The organism is Pseudomonas costantinii, assembly GCF_001870435.1.
GTDB classification, from domain to species: Bacteria; Pseudomonadota; Gammaproteobacteria; order Pseudomonadales; family Pseudomonadaceae; genus Aquipseudomonas; species Aquipseudomonas costantinii.
Genome location: NZ_MDDR01000009.1, coordinates 88,468 through 107,127, shown reverse-complemented (window position 1 = coordinate 107,127; position 18,660 = coordinate 88,468). Strand labels below are relative to the sequence as shown.

The window sequence follows — 18,660 nt, the reverse complement described above, 5'->3', positions numbered from 1 at the left end:
TTGTGGCTTACCAGTTCTTGCGTTTGATGCGCGTGAGTTCGCTTTCCAGTTCGGCCAGCGCCTGATCGACAGGCAACTCGCCCGCCAGCACACCATGTACTCGATCGAAGAACGCATTGGAGACCCGTGGATAGCGCTCGGCGGTTATTGAAGCGGGACGCATGACCCCGTCATTGAGAATGCTGTGGAGCTGACTGTAGTAAGGCATTGCCGCGAGCAGTTCGGGATCTTGATACAGCGACTCAATAACCGGGTTATAGGCGCCTATCAGGGCACGATGTTTTTGCTGTTGGGAACTGGTCAGGTAGCTCACCAGTTCCGCGGCAAGTTTTGGATGAGCGCTGTAACGCGATACCGCCAGGCCCCAGCCACCGAGAGTGGATGCATGGGTGCCGGACATGCCGCCTCGGGGTAGGGGAGCGACTCCGACCTTGTCTTTTACGACACTGTCCTGGCTTTGCACCAGTGCCCAGACATAAGGCCAGTTACGCATGAACAACGCGTTTCCCGACTGGAATACGCCACGTCCTTCTTCCTCGGTGTAGTTGAGTACTCCGCGCGGGGAGATGTCTCCTACCCAGCTTTTTGCCAGGGTCAAAGCAGTTCTTGAGGCCAGACTGTTGACTACAATTTCTCCGCGCTGATTGACCAGCCCGCCTTCCGGCTGGCTGCTGATCCACTCCAGCGCATTACACGTCAGCCCCTCGTAAGCGCGTCCCTGAAAGATGTAACCCCACACGTTGGCGTTCCCGGCGTTGCGTTCAGCCTGTTGAACATCCCTGGCGGTAGCGGTCATTTCCTCCCAGGTCTGGGGAACCTGCTTGTTGTACTTCTCGAGCAAGTCCTTGCGGTAATACAGCAGACCCGAGTCGGTGAACCACGGCATTGTCACCAGCCGTCCATTCACTGTCGCGTTATCCACCTGTGCCTGGAAGTAGCCTTGGGTCGCGTTGGCGGGTAGCACCTCGCGCAGATCCATCAGATGTTTGGCCAGCATCCCGGGCCACACCATATCGATTTGAATGATGTCGATGTCAGTGGACTGCGCGCTGAGAATTTGTTGGTAGAACGACAACCTCTCGGTCGCCGAGTTAGGCGTGGAAACCACTTGGACGTTGTGGCCGGTCTGTTTGGACCATGCCTCGACTGCCTCTTTGCAGAGTTGCAGCTCCGCACCCACCGCGCCGCACGAGATCGTCAAATCGGCTGCGTTCGAGACGGATGGAAGTCCGACACAGAGGGTGAACAGTGCGGCAGGAAGAAGAGATTTCAGATGTTTCATTGATCACCCTTTATTTTTGTTTTTAGAGAAGTTAACGTTAACACAGCCAAATGTATCAGCGTATTTGCGATAAGGCATCCTTTTTTCGTCAATTGGAACAACTCGCAACTCACGCAAAAAAGCCCGGTCGCGGGAGCAAACAATAAAAAAATAGGAAATCCACCATGCGGAAAGGATCAAACTGGCTACTTGCAGGTGTGCTCGGCACATCGGCGGCAACCTCTCAGGCCATGACTCTGGAAGAGCGCATGGCCGCGTTTGAAGCCCGTGCCAGCGCAGCAGAACAGCGTGCAGCCGCGGCTGAACAGCAGACCCAAGCACTTGCCAGGGAACTGCAGCAGATCAAACTCGCCACACCTCCCTTGCAGCCCGCCGCGTCTACAGCGACAGTCATTGCGGAGCCTGCTTTGGATACCCGGGTGGCGAAACTCGAAGCCCATCAGCAAAGCCTGGAGAAAGAGGGCAATACCGGACACCTCACGGATGGGTTCAGCTTCCACGGCTATGCCCGCTCTGGATTGCTGGTCGACGAAGGGCTTGGTGGTGGCCGTGGTGGCCCTTATACAACGCCGGCCGGCTCGGTCGGTGGCGCAGTCGGGCGACTCGGTAACGAGGACGACACCTACATGCGCATAGACCTGTCGAAAGAAATCTATGCGCAAAACGGTACCCGTTCCAAATTCACGGTCTCCATCGCCGACGGGGTGGAAAGCTCCAATGACTGGACGGCCGACGAGAGCAAACTGAACGTACGCCAGGTGTTCACCGCGCTCGACCATGTGGCGGCGTTCAAAGGGAATTCAGTGTTCGAGAACGCCACACTGTGGGCAGGCAAGCGATTTGATAGAGATAATTTCGATATCCACTGGTTGGACTCTGACGTCGTCTACCTGGCCGGCACCGGCGGTGGCATTTACGATGTGCAGATGAACAAGAGTTGGCGCTCCAATTACTCCTTGATTGGGCGTAGCTACGGTGATTTCAGTCAGGGCGGTATTAATGCCAATGTGGAAAGCTACATCCTGACCTCCAACCAGTTCTTCGAGGAGGGTCAATGGCAGTGGATGTACAACGCCATCGGCGCAAAGAAAAACGATTTCGGTACCCGCACCAATAAGGCAGGTTTGACGCCTGCGAATTCCGGCTTGCACACCATGTTGGCCAATCACCAGAAAAACTTTTTCGGCAGAGAAGGCTTCTTCAAAACCGCGCTGCTCTATGGGCAAGGCCTGGGGGCCGAGGTCAAGAACGTTGGCTCGGACGGTGAACTGATTGACGACGCCCGCGCTCTGCGTCTTGCACTTTACGGTGAGACGCCTATTGCGCCTGACTGGCGCATCGGGCCCAGTTTGCTGGCCGAACAGAGCAAGGACAGATACGTCAAGGGTGACGACTACCGCTGGCTAACCCTCAACGTGCGATTGGCTAACCAAATCAACAGCAACTTCGAGATGGCCTACGAAATGAGTTGGCAAACCATGAAGCTCGACCCCAAGGGCTATCTACAACGTAATGCGGTCGACGGTAACTTCTGGAAATTCACTGTCGCCCCGACATTCAAACTTGACGTTGGAGATCTTCTCACACGTCCCGAATTGCGAGTGTTCGCAAGCTTCATGAACTGGTCTTCGGATCTGGACAGATTCAGTACCACAGACTCCTTTGGCATGACGGACTTCCACGCTGGAGGCGTATGGCAATACGGCATACAGATGGAAACCTGGTTTTAATATTTGAACGCGTCCGGCCAACCGCCTTCAGCGCACCTGTCGGCTGTTGTCGCAAACAGAGATGTCGGCTGCAGACATCTGCTTTGAAGTCGGCTATGAAAACCTCTCTAACTTCAACAGACACTTTCGCATCGAAATGGAACAGACACCGAGCGAATATCGTCGCGGAACAGGCGATGACGTTATTCAATCGAAACGGTGCTCATCAATCCCTGCCTTTCACCAAGGCGCATTGAGTAAGTGATTACCGGTCGAAGCTGATCAGCCAGCAGTTGTCCCTACGACAAGAAAATGAGGAAATGACGATGATATTGCCTCGCGCAGTAGTATTTGGCGAAGCCCTGACTGACCTTGTCCAAGGCACTCCTGGGCAGTGGAAGGGCTACCCAGGTGGTGCTCCCTGGAACGTTGCACGAGCGCTAAGTCGCTTGGGTGTTAGCAGCGCTTTTGCTGGGTCGGTGAGCATGGATTCACTGGGTGACGAGATAGTTTCGCAGTCGGAAGCGGCAGCATTAGATATGAGGTTTATTCAACGGGTAGACCGAGATCCTTTGGTCGCCATCGTTCCATCGAGCCGTCCTCCAAGATACTTTTTTGCTGGAGATGCCGATCTGTTTTTTGATCCAGATCTGATGCCCGAAGGATGGATCAACCAAGCAGAGCTGTGTCATTTCAGCTGCATTAGTTTGGCTCGACAGCCACTCGCAGACAGGCTGGTTAAAATTGCTCAGCAGGCCAAAGAAGCCGGTAAACGGATTAGCTATGATCCGAACTGGCGCAATTTAATGGATAGCCATTATCGGGAGCAGACCTTCCCTACGATGACCACCCTTGCTGACATGATTAAGCTTTCCGACGAAGACCTTCGGCAAATTTATCCAGGGCTGACAGAACACCAGGCAATGGATGAGCTTCGCGCTCTTAATCCTCAGGCGCAGATCCTTTTTACCCGAGGGGAACACGGGATGATTCTCCATACCCCGGACAGCCAACTCGATCAGCCGGCGATTGCCGTGAAGGTGGAAGACACGGTTGGAGCAGGAGACGCTTGTATGGCTGGTTGGTTGGCTGCGCAGTTGCTGGGGATCGTGGACTTGAGAGAGCGCCTGCAATTTTCAGCGGCTTGCGCATCCATATCTTGCCGCCATGCCGGAGCCCATGCTCCAGCGCTAGCTGATGTGGAAGGTTTGCTGCAGCTGCTAAAACATACTTGACCATGGTTGCCGACTCCGAGGAGTTGTCTAAGTAAAAAGACGCTGCGCCGAATTCACAATCCGGCATGCCCGGACTACCGGTAAAAACTATACTCTCGGCGATTTTGATGGCCTATCCCTTTGGGTGACTAAGTTGGGCGGCAAGCTGTGGCTGTTCCGTTATTACTGGGAAGGAAGCCAACAGCGCATGTCTTTCGGCGCTTACCCTGAAATCAGTCTTAAACAGGCACGTGCTCGGCGTGACGAAGCGCGACGATTGTCGGCCGATAACATCAGCCCCTGTGAGCACCGCAAGAAACAGCGCCATGAGGTTGGGATTGCCGTAAAGCAAACCTTTGAAGCAGTGTACAGCGAGTGGGTGAGCCTAAAGGAAGGGCGTTAAAGCACGCTTTCACTTTAAAAAAGACATTCTGCCCACCCTTGGCGAGCGCCTATCAAGGGCATTATCACATCCATGCTGCTTTCTTCTTCAGCGGCGATGAAGTGAGTGCCGACATCTATAGGGCACAGCGGATCGGAAATCTGCGGCAACGCATCACCCGTGGTCAGGGCTGCTTCAACAACTGCAACCTCGAGAAAGATAAATATCAAGACAGGCTGGGGGTTGGCCTGATCCACAGGCGTGACCTGGGCGCGCGCGGTAACATGCATTACGCCATGCGTTACCTAGTCAAGAATGATCAACATCTATGGCTCAAGTCTGTAAGGGCTCGATGCTTGCGTCAAGGCCAGGCAAAGAAGGTTTCTGGTGCGCCCAATCGATCCACTGTTCGGCGGATGTAATCTATTTGAGCAAGTTGGGTTTATGTCACACCCGGTGATGCGCTACCTGGTCAAGAATGCTCAGCATCTGCGCTTGAAACCCGAGGGGCACGATGCGTACGGATGGGCCAATTGATAGGTGTTTGCCGGCGCTGATCGGCTAAGCCTCGGGCGGCGCGGTGGGTGTTATTTCTGCGGCAGCGCCCATACCCCTCACGCTTCGATAAAGCAGCCGGGCTGGAATGTTACGTTATTTCTGGCTAAGGATTGTTATCGAAAGTCCGGAACAACGAAGGTGAAGTGGTGAGTTAATAACAGGAAAGGTCTGATTTCTGACGAGTCAGCGCTTTTTGAACATCTACCAACGAGGGTATCAAAAAACGCTGACTACTTCAGATCCTCCTTAGACGCCTCCATGCTATAAATGAGATCAATTAGAAAGTTCGACGAGCAATCTGCGTTACCTCGAAGAACTAAAAATCCAAGCAGTCAATCAAGTGACCGAAAAGAAACTGCCCTCGCTGATGTGGCTGCACGCTTTGGATAGCCTTGCCGTTGCATTTTTGGGGAGTGGTAAAATATTTTGTAATATGTATTAATGTTTTGAGCTTTTTTGTTACATGCCGGAAATATTATTGGCGCGTTTTTTTGAAATGCTGGGTTAGCTTGTTTTTGCCGTGATTGAGTGCTTTATATATAGCTCTCTCGAGACTTTTAGGTCTTTTTAATATGGTTGTACTGACTGGCTTTAGTTTCGGTTGACGCCGTTCGTTGTGCGAAGTCGATCATGTTGCCCCCCCAGTGTCCTAGGCGCGGAGTTGTAATGACTATGGAAGGTCAAAAGTTGAAGTTGTTGGTGTTTGGTGTGGACGGTGCTTCTTATGAAGTGCTGGGGCACCTGATGGCTCGCGGCCTGTTGCCTAACTTCAACGCGCTGCGTGAGCGTTCGTCTAGCGGGGCCCTGCAATCGACCTTCCCACCGCATACCGCACCCGGCTGGGCCTCCATATTTACAGGGGTTTCGCCGGGTGCGCATGGCATCTATCAGTTCTGGGCAACACAGTCCAAGGATTACCAGTTTCGCGCGATGAATGCCTCCGATTATGGCGGCGATCCGATAGCATTCAACGGCGATAGGGAACTGTCGCAGGTGATTTTTCGAGAAGAAGATTGTTGAGCCTCAGGTTGGGGGCATCCTTTTCAAACCATCTAAAGCATGCCCTCAGATGTGCCCCCAATGTAGCAATCCACTGGAAGTGAATGGAGCTCCATGGTTTGTTGAGAGGCAAAAATGATCAGATAAACAGGCTGTCCGACGACGCCTAAAGACTCTCAGGGTCGCCAAAAAACATTTTGACTGGGCTCTAGCGCAGTATTTTCAGGTCGGAAAAACTAAAATATGCCCCCAGTTTTGCCCCCAGTAGCGCGGGATATGCGGGCGATCGAGATTGGCGATCTCTGAGGCGGAGTAGGGTGGTCGTCGATGGCTTTCAGTGTAACTCCTCATCGGATCTGGCGGGGGGCAGGGCTCATCAAGGACCAGCTAATCCGCTCTCGGTCGAGAACAGCTACTCCGATCGACTGTGTTCAACCTAATATTTGCATCCGCCTAATTGGTTTGCTGGGCTTGGAGGTATCTACGAAACCAAGAGCGATTCATTTTGAGCGCAGTGGTCTTCCTCTTTTGTCCAAGGCTGACGCGAACTTTGAGGGAGCGGATTTACCCGCGAACGCCAACAAAGCAGGTGCCATTAACCTCGGCTGCTTTGGGCTCGCGTTCTAGCAATAATCGACAGCTAATTCCGTCGTCAGCCGACTGTGGTTCTCCATACAAGCGCATCTGCGCACTCACTCCAGCGTGTTTCGCGTCAGGACGTGTGTCGCGCAATGACCCATTGCTTGAGCATTCCGAAGGAGTGCTACGAACCTACGCATTGATAACGGTAAGGTTTGTATCGTCATTTCGTAACGAGACCGTCGGCAAAATAGGTTGCCAGTCAATCTCAGTTCAAAAATCTGAGTTTGATTGACAGGCTAGGGCTGAAAGCTCTCTCGATCTTTTTGATATCAAGGATGGATATGGTGAGGCGGTGGTTATCCCTGCTGGCAGTTTTTATGCTGCCACTGCTGTCGATGGTGTGCAGCGGTCAGGTCCGAGAAGTGCAGAGAGACCTCGATGCATTGAATGCTGAGCGTCCGATGCATGTGGCTATTTGGTATCCGGAAGGCGTCTGCACCGCAGGTGCGCAAGAGCTGTGCCTTGATAAGTCAGCGATTACTCATAAAGTCATCGTTGTTTCACATGGCAGCATGGGGGCGTCAGACGATTACGCCTGGGTTGGTAATGGCTTGGCATCCAAGGGGTACATTGTCGTTGGTCTGAATCATTTCGGTGAATCTCGGGTATACGGGAAGCACACACAGAGCTTGCGTGCCACGGGTATGGTGTGGGAGCGGGCGCTGGATGTGTCGCGGGTGCTGGATGCCCTGGCCAAACTGAATCTCTTTCAAAAAAGCGTCGCCTGGGACGACGCCATCGTCATTGGTCACTCCGCCGGCGGCCAGACTGCCGCGCTTCTGGCGGGAGCACGCTTTGATCTTCATGCGTTCGCCAAGTACTGCGAGTCCCTGCCAGACGGTGTTGATCGTTCGTGTTTTTACGCGCTGGATATCAAGCGAGCACCAAGCGCCTATATCGCGTTGTTCAACGGCAGCTACCGCGACCCGCGGGTCAGAAAAATAGTATTGCTTGACCCCGCCCTGGGCCCTGCATTGGTTGAGCAGTCCATGGCGGGTTCGCATATTCCAGCACTGGTGGTGGGGGCGCTGCACGATGACTTCCTGCCGTGGAGCCATCACGGTGCTCGCTATGCGGCGGCCATACCGGATGCAAAAACCCTGTTGCTGGAAGGCAACGAGGGGCACTTTGTGTTTCTTTCCGTTTGCCATTATGACGACAAGGTCAACGGTATCCCGCTCTGTACCGACAAAGCGGGAGTGGACCGCAAAGTCGTGCATGAGCGTTTGTTGTCTGGGCTGCTTGCTTTTGTTGCACCCGATGACGAGATCCCTCTGTCTGGAAAACGCGTAGTGCCCGCAGTTGCCGATGTCCCGGCTGCACAACTGACCGTGCTGGAAATCCTCCACTACACCCCGCGTTGGGTATTCGGTTTATTTTTCGCGCTTTGCGTATTGGGATTGATGCAGACACGTACGCGACAGGTGCGGTTCAGCCTCGCTTTGCTGCTCCCCATCGGGATGCTGATGTTGTCGGTGGCGGGCGTGTTTCAATACACCGATTATTGGGGCGCCGGCTTTGGGTTCTGGCTTGCTGGCCTTGTTGCTATCGGTACGATCGCCTCGCGTTTTATGGATGCCAACGTCGTGACAAGGAATAAGGCTTCGGGTCGACTGATAATGCGCGGTAGTTGGGTTCCATTACTGGTCATCCTTGGGATTTTCATCACACGCTATCTGCTAGGGGTGGCCCAGGCTCTGCAGTTTCCAGCACTCGATCATTGGCCAGTGCAGATGGCGGTCGCAACTGGGTTGGGGGCGTGGAGCAGCTATTTCGCTTGTCGGGGGTGGAGCTGCTGGAGAGCAGCTCGCCCGTAGCCTTGCAGTTGAATGGCGTGTTGATCGTCACGGGTGTGCAAGTTTTTATGTTTCGCTAAATCTACACAAATGTATCCACGAACGGTCACATCTAATTGCCATTATCTTCGCATCAGACTTCTGGTGCGCAAGAGCGGGATGACATTCGTTCGTGGCGCCTGGATCTGCGTTCAATACTGGATGAGCGTAATCAACAAGGAGGTTGTGGGGATGCAAGATTTACGAGGCATGGCGGCGATTATTCTGGCAGCTGGGATTGGCCGGCGTCTCCATGGATGGGAAGGGCCCAAAGGGCTTATTCAATTTGGCGGCAAGACCTTGCTGGCGCGCCATCTGCAAACGCTGCGTGAATTGGGTATTACCGACATATTTGTTACCGCCGGCCACCAGGCCGAAGCCATTCGTGCCGAACTTCAAACACTCGATGATCAGGCCACCGTAGTGGTCAACGAGCGCTTTTCATTGGGCAGTGCTATCTCTGTCCTTGTGCATGAGTCCTTGTTGCGCTCGGGCAGGCCTATCGTCCTGATGGATGCCGACGTGTTGTACGCCGAAGACATCCTGACTCGGCTCATTCAGTCTGCGCACGAAAGTGCACTGCTTGTCGACATGCATGAAGTCGATGATGAGGCCGTTAAGGTGTGCTTCAAAGCCGGGCAAATTGTGGACTTCGAAAAACGACCAGAGCACGCCTACGAAACCTGTGGTGAGTCGGTGGGGTTCTTCAAGTTTTCCCCTGCCGCCGCCGCCGCTCTAGCTGATCTGTGCGAGCGTCATATCGCTGAGCATGGGCCGAAAATCGAGTATGAGGCGCCCCTGCGAGAGTTGATTTTGGAAAACCCCGCACAGTTCGGCGTCGAGGTTGTAACGGGCCTGCCATGGGTAGAAATAGATTTTGATCATGACGTAATACGTGCTCGCGAGCAGGTACTTCCGCATCTTTAGTCGCTCTCGGTTCGTCTGTTTTACCGGTTGCGTCGTCAAGTGAATGAAACGCCGTTTTTCAAGGATTGAAGGAACTCGCAATGTTGCTTGATCAGGCAGGAATCGATCATTTTCAACGGTACGGTTGGTTGCATGTCCCGGGTTTCTTTTCTGGGGAGTCGATGGATGAACTTCGTCAATGGGTCGACCAACTGGCTTCATGGCCAGAGCAACCCGGCCGACACATGGTGTATTCCGAGCCGGACCTGCGTGTGCCTTCTTCGCGAATGGTGCAGCGCATCGAGTATTTTTGCGAAGAGCATTCAGGCTTCGATGCCCTGTTGAACCGCGACAAACTGGCAATCTCGGTGGCCCAGTTAATGGGCGAACCCGTGGCGTTGTTCAAAGAGAAGATCAATTTCAAACACCCTGGCGGCGCAGGGTTCGAGGCGCACCAGGACCAGCAGGCCGGGTGGTCGAAATACGCCCCATTATTTGTCTCTGTCATGGTCAGCATTGACCATGCGACACCTCTCAACGGGTGCCTGGAAATTGAGCAGGGCAACGAAGGGCGTTTACGCACACTTATCGGCGAAGAGTGGCAGCCGTTGGATGACACGCATCCGACCTGCCGATATGTTGCGGTGCCCACCGCGCCGGGCTGTGCAATATTTTTCGACAGCTATGTCGCCCACCGCTCTATGGCGAACTTGAGTGCTGAAAGCCGACGCATGTTGTACGCAACGTATAACCGCAGAAGTGACGGCGATCATCGAGCGTTGTACTTCCAAGAGAAGCGCCAGAACTTTCCCCCCGATTGCGAACGTGAGCCGGGAAAGACTTATAAATTCAGGGTTTGACTGAATCTTCGTTACCTCGCAACCCCTTTGTATTTGACCTTCAGGCATTCGCTGAATAACAGCGCAGTTGTCCTGGGTTAAGCAACAGAACTGTGCGCGTCTAGCAAATGGAGATTGTGGATGAAAATGTTGTTGCAAGAAGGTATCGAGAGGGCAAGCGTCGAGTTGCCACCCAGACGGGATCGCGACCGTGGCTGTCAGCTTCGCGAAGAGATCGCCACAGGCGGATTGGGATTCTTGATGGAGGCTCATAATGGGCTGTCCGCCAAGCTCGCCGAAGAAGCAGGGTTTCGCGCATTGTGGGCGTCGGGGCTGACGATCTCGGCCAGCATGGGATTGCGCGATAGCAATGAAGCTTCATGGACTCAGGTACTGGAGGTCATCGAGCACATGGCCGATGCTGTATCGGTGCCTGTCTTGGTTGATGCCGATACCGGCTACGGCAACTTCAATAACGTCCGCCGACTTGTACGCAAGCTATGTGAGCGCGGTGTTGCAGGTGCGTGTATTGAGGACAAGCTTTTTCCGAAGACCAACTCATTTATCGGCGAATACCAGCCCCTGGCGTCTATCGATGAATTCTGTGGTCGTATCATGGCGGCCAAGGACAGCCAAACCAACGATTCCTTCGTGGTGGTCGCACGTGTGGAAGCGCTCATTTCCGGGCGTTCCATGGAGGAAGCCTTTGAGCGCGCCGAGGCTTATTACAAGGCGGGCGCGGATGCGATCCTGATCCATTCCAAGAAGGCTGATGGTGCGCAAATCATCGAATTCGCCCGCCGATGGGCCTCTCGCAGTCCTCTGATTGCGGTTCCGACCACTTACTATCGAGTCCCCGTACAGTCACTCCAGGATGTTGGAGTATCAGGTGTGATATGGGCAAATCACAGCCTGCGCGCTTCCATTACGGCAATGCGCAGCACGGTCCAGAAGATCTATCAGGAACGCTCCTTGGTTGGCGTCGAAGGGGGCATCGCCACCGTCAAGGATATTTTCCGTCTGGTGGGTTGTGATGAATTGGAGGACGCCGAGTCCCGCTATTTGCCAAAAAACGCTGCGCCGAAGGCCATCGTGCTGGCGGCCTCGCAGGGCGACTTGGGTGAGCTGACCGAGAGTCGGCCCAAGTGCATGATCAAGTTGTACGGCGTACCTTTGCTTGAGCGTCAGGTGGGTATCTTGCGGCGTGCCGGGATCGCAGCTATCACCGTCGTCCGTGGCTATCTCAAAGAAAAAGTGACGGCCACCGGAATCCAGGTCGTGGACAACGATCGATATGCGAACACCGGCGAAGCCTACTCGCTCTATTGTGCACGTGACCGATTGGTTGCCGAGACAATTATCGCCTATGGCGACGTCCTGTTTCGCGAGTTCATCTTGGATGGGCTGCTGGATGACGACGCACAGATCCTGATTGCCGTTGATGCGTCGAAGACACGTCGCGAGGATGGGCGGATTCAGGATCTGGTCAGCGCCGATCATAGCCCGGTTGCCGACTTTCTCGACGAGACGGGGTTGTTGAAAGCGATGTCCGCTGACCTCCCGGCTGACGTGGTATCCGGTGAGTGGATTGGCCTTCTGAAGCTGGGTGTACAAGGGGCTGCCTGGGTTCGGGAGGAGCTGGAGTTGCTCGTTGCTGAAAACTTGCTGGAAACAGCTGATATGCCACTTCTCATTAGCCGGCTAGCGAAGCGGCACCCGGTCAAAATCCGTTATTTCGTCGGCCACTGGATGGACGTGGACGCCCTTGCGGATCTGGATGCAGCCCAGAGGTTCATGCGAGATGCTTGATCCTCGAGAATTCCTGAAGGTTGCGCAGCAACAGGGCTTCGACTTCATGGTCGGGGTTCCGTGTAGCTTCATGACATCACTGATCAACGCAGCGATGGCCTCCACTACGATGCCTTATGTTGCTGCAACCAGTGAAGGTGAGGCCATGGCTATTGCAGCAGGGGCGTGGTTGGCTGGGCGCAAGACGATTGTGGTGATGCAGAACTCTGGACTCGGCAATGCGGTGAACCCGCTGACGTCATTGAATGCGCCGTTCCAGATTCCTGCACTGTTAATGATGAGTTGGCGGGGCTGTCCCGGCATCGGCGACGAACCTCAGCATCGGCAGATGGGCGATATTTTGCATCGACTGCTCGACCTGATGGAGATTGCCCATGCGCCGCTGGGTACTTCCAGCGAGCACATGGCCGTTACGCTCAGTACGGCTGCCGCGTCCATGGACACGCAATCTCGAGCCTATGCGCTGATTGTCAAGCAAGACGATTTTATCGAGTCCCCCATGACGGCCAAGCTGCCTGCGGAACGCAGCAGGGGGCATGTTCGCTCGTTGACCAGCAATGGTGCTTTACCCAGCCGCTATCGCGTGTTGGACACACTGTTGAAGTTGCAAAACGACGCGGCAGTCATTGTCTCTACGGGCAAGGGTGGGCGTGAACTCTTTACCCTCGATGACCGCCCCCAGCACTTTTACCAGGTGGGCTCCATGGGGTGCGCTTCTGCGATGGCGCTAGGGCTGTCGCTCAATACCAAACGTCGGGTATTGGTGATAGATGGCGATGGCGCGGCCCTGATGAAGCTCGGTAACTGGGCGACTATTGGCGCCTACGGGGGCGGCAACTTTATCCATCTGTTACTGGATAACGGCATGCATGACTCGACCGGCGGGCAGCCTACCGTTTCGCCCGGAGTCCGGTTCGCAGATGCAGCCATCGCCTGTGGCTACACCTTGGCGTTGCTGTGCGACGACCTTGAGGGCGTGGCCCAAGCCTACCAAATGGCGACTGACGCGTCGGGTCCGGTGCTTATTCACGTACGCATTGCACCGGGTTCCCACAGCCCGCTGGGCCGGCCGACTATCAGCCCTGCTGCGGTGGCTAGACGGATGAGAGCGTTTGTAAACCAGGAAGGCGCGCAATGAATAACCCAACACCTTTGCTGTTGACCCCCGGACCGCTGAGCACCGCGCCCGCGACGCGCGCGGCCATGCTCCGTGACTGGGGCTCGCGTGAACCAGACTTCATCGCATTGACCCGTGAGTTGTGCAAGAAGGTCCATGACATTGCACAAAAGCCAGCGTCTCACGTTGTTGTGCCAATCCAGGGCAGCGGGACTTATGGGATTGAGGCTGTACTGTCCACCCTCATCAAGCCTTCGCAGCGTTTGCTGGTGTTGAGCAACGGCGCTTATGGGCAACGAATCGCAGCGATCGCCCGGCGCTTGGGGCAAGACGTTCAGCTGCTTGAGCATGACGAGCGCAGTGCGCTTGATCTGGTGCAGCTTGAGCGGGTGCTGCGGGACGACCCGAGCATCAGCCATGTTGCGATGGTGCATGGTGAGACGTCGGCTGGCCGGATTAACCCGGTGGAGCCCGTTGAACGGGTGGTCGCCGCTTTCGGTCGACGGTTACTGGTCGATGCAATGAGTACCTTTGGTGCTTACCCGATTGCGCTGGAGGGCACCTGTATCGCGGCGTTGATCGCTTCCTGCAACAAATGCCTCGAAGGCGTCCCTGGTATTGCATTCGCCTTGGTCGACAGTACGGCGTTGGCTGAGTGCGACGGCGTCAGCCGTACCACTAGCCTGGACCTGTATGCACAGTGGCAAGGTTTCGTGGCCAACGGCCAATGGCGGTTCACGCCTCCCGTGCAGGTGGTTGCCGCCGCCGTGCAAGCGCTTGAACTGCACACCGAGGAGGGCGGCGTGGCGGCTCGCTATCATCGTTACGCCACGCGCTCTGCCAGCCTGTTGGGCTGCTTGCGTACGCTGGGTATCGAGCCATTTCTTCCTGCAGACGTTAGCAGTGTGTGTATCACGGCGTTCGTCCTTCCCCAGTCGCTCAAGGACCGGTTCGATGCTTTTGTACTCGAACTACGCCAGCGTGGCATCGCGATCTATCCGGGTAAGTTGACCACCGTTACGACGTTTCGAATCGGTTGCATGGGGGCGTTTGATGCGGACGAATGGAGCTGGTTCCTTACTGTGTTCACGCAATTAATGGCTCAGGTAAATTCAAATGGGGAGGTAGCATGAGGGTGGCCATGGCCGTGTCTTATCGCCCTGCGCTGCAACCGGTCATGGCTGCCCGTGCGCAGCGCATATCCCATGATTACTGGTACCTGCTGGGCGCCGGCGTACGTGACTTGATTCCGCTGCCTGGGGCGCACTGCGATGAACTGGAGAAACTCCTGCCACCGCCCGGCAGCGAAGTACCCATGGATCAGATCACCGCCACGGTCGGTGATCTTGCAGCCAAGGCTGTGGAGGCGCTCAAGCAACGGCTTGAACCGGCTGATCTTGCGAAGATTGACGCTGTATTTTTTTGTACCAGCGGTATCGACTCGCCCTTAGGCGTTTCCGTGGCAGGGCGCCTGCAACACATTCTTGGGGCTACGACGGCGTTCCCCTGTGTCATCGGGCAGAACGATGGCTGCGCCGCGTTCGAAGCGATGCGCATTGCGCGTGCTTTTATTCAGGGGCCTGCGCGTGCGCGTAGTGTCGTGCTCGTGGCTTGCGAGTGTTGGCTGCAGCCCTATTTGCGCAGTTTTGGGCACTACGTGCAATACGGTGATGGTGCGGCGGCAATCCTTCTTGTTGACGATGATCAGAGCGGTCAGTTGAAGGGCGCGTTACAACCTCCGTCGCTCACGATTCTCCACGAAGCTACCAGCCGTTATGAGCACCAGCAGGGACCTTTCGAGCGGGGCCCGACGCCCTGGTACACCTCGGATCGCTGGGCGGCTGCTGTCGGGCGTTTTCTCCAAGCGTTTTTGGCTGAACATCATATTTCACCGGAACAACTTGGCGGCATTCATTCGCCAGCAATGGCCCCCGCGTTTCTGCGTGCGGTGGGCAATCACGCGCAGCTTGAGTTGGAGCAGGGCGTTGGCGGTGTGGTGTCTTGTGTTGAGCCACTGTTCGCACTTCAAGCCCTGATGGATGAACCCCGAAGCATCAGCGGGCCATTGCTGAGCTGGAGTGTCGGGCTCAATGGCGAAATGGGAGCCTGTTTGTATGAGCGCGATGTACCCCTCGTAAATGGGGACTCTTGAAATGAATTGGATCGGTATAGAAGCGGCCGCGTACTACTTGCCGGGTGAAAGCGCCTGCGTCAGTCACTGGATGACAACCATGGCGATTCCCGTGCTGACTCAGGAACGGATTCTTCGCGGGGGGCATCAGCGTTATTACCCAGGTGAGGGGCAGTCAGTCGCAGAACTGTGCCGCAATGCCTGCCAGCAACTCTTCCAGGCGAGCACATTGCAAGCGTGTGAGGTGGATCTGATTATCCATGCCCATACGATGGTGACCAGTGTTGCTGCGCCCCCACAGAGCATGGTGGCCGGTCTGGCTCGCGACCTCGGGGCGCATCGGGCGGCAGCGTTCTCGGTGTCCAACCTGCACTGCGGCTCGATGATTGGTGCGTTGCGAATTATCGAAAACCTCATGGCGACTGATAGCCGCATCCGTAACGCGGTGGTGGTGACGGCGGACACCGTCCGTGGCCCGGACTTTGTTCATCCGAATCAGAGCTACGTGCACAGCGATGGCGCAGCTGCCATCTGGGTGCGACGCAACAGCGGGCGCAATCGCGTGTGCGCTATCAGCGTCAACAATCTTTCGGATTTTCATATGGGGTACTTGATCACGGAGGAACAGCGGCGCCGTTACGACATGACCTCACAGTTGATCACGCTGCGGACAATCAAGCAGGCCATCAGGCGCTCGGGAGTCGAAAGCGCGCAAGTCCGTCATTTGGTGCCGCAGAACGTAAGCCGCCAGAGCTGGATCGAAGTTGCCAGACATATCAACCCTGCTGCGGATTTTTTATTCGACCGCAACATCGCCGAGAAAGGCCACGCCTGTTGTTCTGACATTGTCATCAACCTTCTGGATGGCGGCTTCCTCGATCCTCAAGGGAGCGATGCAATCGTTGCGGTTGTACGAGGTACTACCGGAACCTGCGCAGCGTTTGTCCTCCATGGAGTCCCTCTGACGGCCGACATGCAGACGACTGGCAACTAACGATTTTCAGTGGGAGAAAGCATCAATGGATTTGAATCAAGACGTACACATGACCTTGATCGACTTACTGCACCAATCCCAGCAGACGGTGGTGACGCCAGCCTATATCTATTCGGTTGAGCAGGTCGTAGAGAACTACAACGACTTGAAGGCCGCGCTGGGTACTCCTCTGATCGTTTCGATCAAGGCAAACCATTGCGCCGAACTTTTGGCGCGAACGGCGTTCAGCTTCGACGACGGCTGCGAGTTTGCATCGCTTGGAGAGCTGCGCCTACGGGCGGGAACCCGCAACAAGGTGTATGTGAACACCCCTGTGTATTCAAAAAAATTGATCGAGGTCGCCTCCAGATATGACGCGGTGTTCATCATTGACCACATCGCACAGTTGGACGTACTGGGAGAGTTTGCAGCCAAGGGCGCGTTCAAGTGTCCGGTTCTGCTGCGCATAAACCTGGACGCAGCCAAGGGGGGAGTGGCGTCATCGAGGGATCACTTCGGCATGGATACTCCGGGCGTCTTCGCGGCGGCGCACAAGGCGCTGGAGTTGGGTATTGAGGTGGCCGGGCTGCACGTGTTCTGCGGCTCCAATGGGTTTGTCGAGCGCTCGTCAAACTGCATAGAGGTTGTGGAAGCCCTGTTCGACGAAGTAAGCCAAGTCCTCGGTTACCCGCTGACATTGATCAATCTGGGTGGCGGTATTACGACCGATTGGCGTGAGCGCAATATTGACTTCGCGGCGTATCGACAGCGCATCGCGTCATTGTGCGCCAGAGCAACGGTTGTTCATGAATCTGGCCGGGCGATCTTTGGAAGTGCCGGGTATTTCCTGGCCGAAGTGGTCAGCGTCAAGCACGTCGGCGACAAGCACTACCTGGTCTGCGATGGCGGTATCGCGCAGAACTTTCTGCTGGCGCACACCGAGCACGTTATCCGCCGGCACGCCGCCCCAACGGTACTGACCAAACGGTTCACAAACCAGCCGAAGGATTACTTGCTGGTAGGGAGTTCGTGCAATCGCGATGACGTTATAGGCGAGTTGAAAAACTGCCTGCATGACATACAGGCCGGCGACCGAGTCATGTTCCGCAACTGCGGTGCGTACAACGCGCTGTACACGATGAACAAGTTTCTCGCCTTGCCGCAATCCTGTGAATACATCGTTTAATTCGTCCCGCGTCGACCGGTATCCAAGGAAGTGGAGTAACACATGAGGTTGGAGCAAAGCATTATTGAAGGGCTTGCCTCTCTTGGCACCCTGCCAGAGAGCCTGTGCTGCAGTATCGCAACGGGTGTCGTCTCGACTGTCGATACGCAAATGATCATCGATGATGCGCATTTTCATGCCCTTGAACAGGGCAAGGTGTTGCCCACGCATGCACAACAGCCTCTCTGCGAGGCCGAAGTCGAGATTGAGCGACTGTTACAGCGCATTCATGCCGAAGGATTCATGGGGGGGAACTTCCATCGGTTGGTCAGGCAGTTTGGCAGCATTCTGTTTGCGATGATTGCCAGCGATGCCCAGCAGCAAACGGCGGCTTCTTGGCATGCGCAGGGCATTGCTCATTTCGGCGGTTTCCTGATGGCCGACGCAGGGGGGAGTTCGATTCAACAATGGAACACGATGCTCACGTGCGAGGACGAGAGCCTGAAACTGGTCGTCGACAAGGTGTGGATTATCGAGGGTCATAAGCTCGATTACGCCTCCATTGTCGCCGCCACGAGCCAGAAACTTTATCCCAGCATCGTGTTGGTACCGCCCGATGCGTTTTCAACGCTGTCACGGTCTCCCGTCGGGCGGCCTTTCCTGGACGGTACACTGCAGCTGGGCAATGTGCAGGGCACAGTTTTCCTTGAAAAAGATGCGGTGCTTGGAAAGGGTAGCCTGGCGTCCACGGCGCTTTTTCTGTCAAAGATCCGACCCCGGTTTGTGCGTGCGTTGATGGGCCATGTGCAATGGCTTGCGAGCGTCGGCAAGGTGACACCCTCTGCGATGGAGTGGGAGGCTATCCAGGCTCTGGATGTAATCGCCACGAACTATTGCCATTCTTTGGTAGAGCGGGCGCCGAGCTTACCGATTGCACTCGCGCTGAAGTTTAGTGCCAACCAGGTACTGTTGGGACTGGTGGCTTCAGGGCGTGTCCAGGACGCGGATACGCGGCGCGATTTGATGGCTTTCTCGCGCATGGAAGGCAGCTCTTATCGGTGCCTGTTCGAACTGGCTGCAAAGCTGAGAGCACGCTGAT

General features: G+C 55.5%; 16 protein-coding genes and 1 pseudogene. 15 read left to right on the top strand and 2 right to left on the bottom strand.

The window, feature by feature from the left end; translation table 11 throughout:
• Positions 1 to 7: 7 nt before the first annotated feature.
• Entirely contained in the window at positions 8 to 1,282 is a 1,275-nt protein-coding gene (locus BFL40_RS07470; RefSeq protein ID WP_071483353.1) for an ABC transporter substrate-binding protein, read from the bottom strand.
• A 164-nt stretch (positions 1,283 to 1,446) separates the two neighbouring features.
• Here BFL40_RS07470 and BFL40_RS07465 point away from each other — a divergent pair, with 164 nt between their 5' ends.
• The 4 genes and pseudogenes from BFL40_RS07465 to BFL40_RS07455 all read left to right on the top strand — a co-directional run bounded on the left by BFL40_RS07465 (position 1,447) and on the right by BFL40_RS07455 (position 4,608).
• On the top strand, positions 1,447 to 3,012 hold the full coding sequence (locus BFL40_RS07465; RefSeq protein ID WP_071483352.1) for a carbohydrate porin: 1,566 nt from the start codon (positions 1,447 to 1,449) through the stop codon (positions 3,010 to 3,012).
• A 22-nt stretch (positions 3,013 to 3,034) separates the two neighbouring features.
• Positions 3,035 to 3,248: pseudogene (locus tag BFL40_RS32835) on the top strand (helix-turn-helix domain-containing protein); the annotation flags it as partial.
• A gap of 69 nt (positions 3,249 to 3,317) precedes the next feature.
• The gene (locus tag BFL40_RS07460) at positions 3,318 to 4,226 is read left to right on the top strand and encodes a carbohydrate kinase family protein (protein WP_071483351.1); all 909 of its coding nucleotides are present in this window, start codon (positions 3,318 to 3,320) and stop codon (positions 4,224 to 4,226) included.
• 58 nt (positions 4,227 to 4,284) lie between these two features.
• Positions 4,285 to 4,608: an integrase arm-type DNA-binding domain-containing protein gene (locus BFL40_RS07455; RefSeq protein WP_071483350.1), complete on the top strand. Its 324-nt coding sequence runs from the start codon at positions 4,285 to 4,287 to the stop codon at positions 4,606 to 4,608.
• 14 nt (positions 4,609 to 4,622) lie between these two features.
• On the opposite strand, the gene BFL40_RS34040 is transcribed toward BFL40_RS07455, so the two are convergent.
• On the bottom strand, positions 4,623 to 4,844 hold the full coding sequence (locus tag BFL40_RS34040; protein WP_159440213.1) for a hypothetical protein: 222 nt from the start codon (positions 4,842 to 4,844) through the stop codon (positions 4,623 to 4,625).
• 967 nt (positions 4,845 to 5,811) lie between these two features.
• Between BFL40_RS34040 and BFL40_RS07445 the strand changes: the two genes are divergently transcribed.
• The 11 genes from BFL40_RS07445 (at position 5,812) to BFL40_RS07395 (ending at position 18,659) form a co-directional block, all read left to right on the top strand.
• Positions 5,812 to 6,165: an alkaline phosphatase family protein gene (locus BFL40_RS07445; protein WP_074851410.1), complete on the top strand. Its 354-nt coding sequence runs from the start codon at positions 5,812 to 5,814 to the stop codon at positions 6,163 to 6,165.
• A 938-nt stretch (positions 6,166 to 7,103) separates the two neighbouring features.
• The gene (locus BFL40_RS07440) at positions 7,104 to 8,603 is read left to right on the top strand and encodes a DUF6622 family protein (protein ID WP_139213471.1); all 1,500 of its coding nucleotides are present in this window, start codon (positions 7,104 to 7,106) and stop codon (positions 8,601 to 8,603) included.
• Between the two features lie 210 nt (positions 8,604 to 8,813).
• Positions 8,814 to 9,548 (top strand): phosphocholine cytidylyltransferase family protein, encoded by a 735-nt coding sequence (locus BFL40_RS07435; RefSeq protein ID WP_218027733.1) that lies wholly within the window; start codon positions 8,814 to 8,816, stop codon positions 9,546 to 9,548.
• A gap of 80 nt (positions 9,549 to 9,628) precedes the next feature.
• A complete protein-coding gene (locus tag BFL40_RS07430) occupies positions 9,629 to 10,387 on the top strand; it encodes a phytanoyl-CoA dioxygenase family protein (protein WP_071483346.1) in 759 nt (252 codons plus the stop codon).
• A gap of 120 nt (positions 10,388 to 10,507) precedes the next feature.
• Positions 10,508 to 12,175, top strand: a complete 1,668-nt coding sequence (gene aepX, locus BFL40_RS07425; RefSeq protein WP_218027734.1) for a phosphoenolpyruvate mutase — start codon at positions 10,508 to 10,510, stop codon at positions 12,173 to 12,175.
• On the top strand, positions 12,168 to 13,313 hold the full coding sequence (aepY, locus tag BFL40_RS07420; protein ID WP_071483345.1) for a phosphonopyruvate decarboxylase: 1,146 nt from the start codon (positions 12,168 to 12,170) through the stop codon (positions 13,311 to 13,313). Before aepX ends, aepY begins: the two co-directional genes overlap by 8 nt.
• On the top strand, positions 13,310 to 14,425 hold the full coding sequence (locus BFL40_RS07415) for a 2-aminoethylphosphonate--pyruvate transaminase (protein ID WP_071483344.1): 1,116 nt from the start codon (positions 13,310 to 13,312) through the stop codon (positions 14,423 to 14,425). Before aepY ends, BFL40_RS07415 begins: the two co-directional genes overlap by 4 nt.
• A gap of 8 nt (positions 14,426 to 14,433) precedes the next feature.
• A complete protein-coding gene (locus BFL40_RS07410) occupies positions 14,434 to 15,444 on the top strand; it encodes a beta-ketoacyl-[acyl-carrier-protein] synthase family protein (RefSeq protein ID WP_071483343.1) in 1,011 nt (336 codons plus the stop codon).
• Between the two features lies 1 nt (position 15,445).
• Positions 15,446 to 16,417, top strand: a complete 972-nt coding sequence (locus BFL40_RS07405; protein WP_074851413.1) for a beta-ketoacyl-[acyl-carrier-protein] synthase family protein — start codon at positions 15,446 to 15,448, stop codon at positions 16,415 to 16,417.
• A gap of 49 nt (positions 16,418 to 16,466) precedes the next feature.
• A complete protein-coding gene (locus BFL40_RS07400; protein WP_071483367.1) occupies positions 16,467 to 17,582 on the top strand; it encodes a type III PLP-dependent enzyme domain-containing protein in 1,116 nt (371 codons plus the stop codon).
• Positions 17,583 to 17,624: 42 nt separating this feature from the next.
• Complete coding sequence (locus BFL40_RS07395; RefSeq protein WP_071483341.1) at positions 17,625 to 18,659, top strand: hypothetical protein; 1,035 nt, start codon at positions 17,625 to 17,627, stop codon at positions 18,657 to 18,659.
• Position 18,660 lies beyond the last annotated feature (1 nt).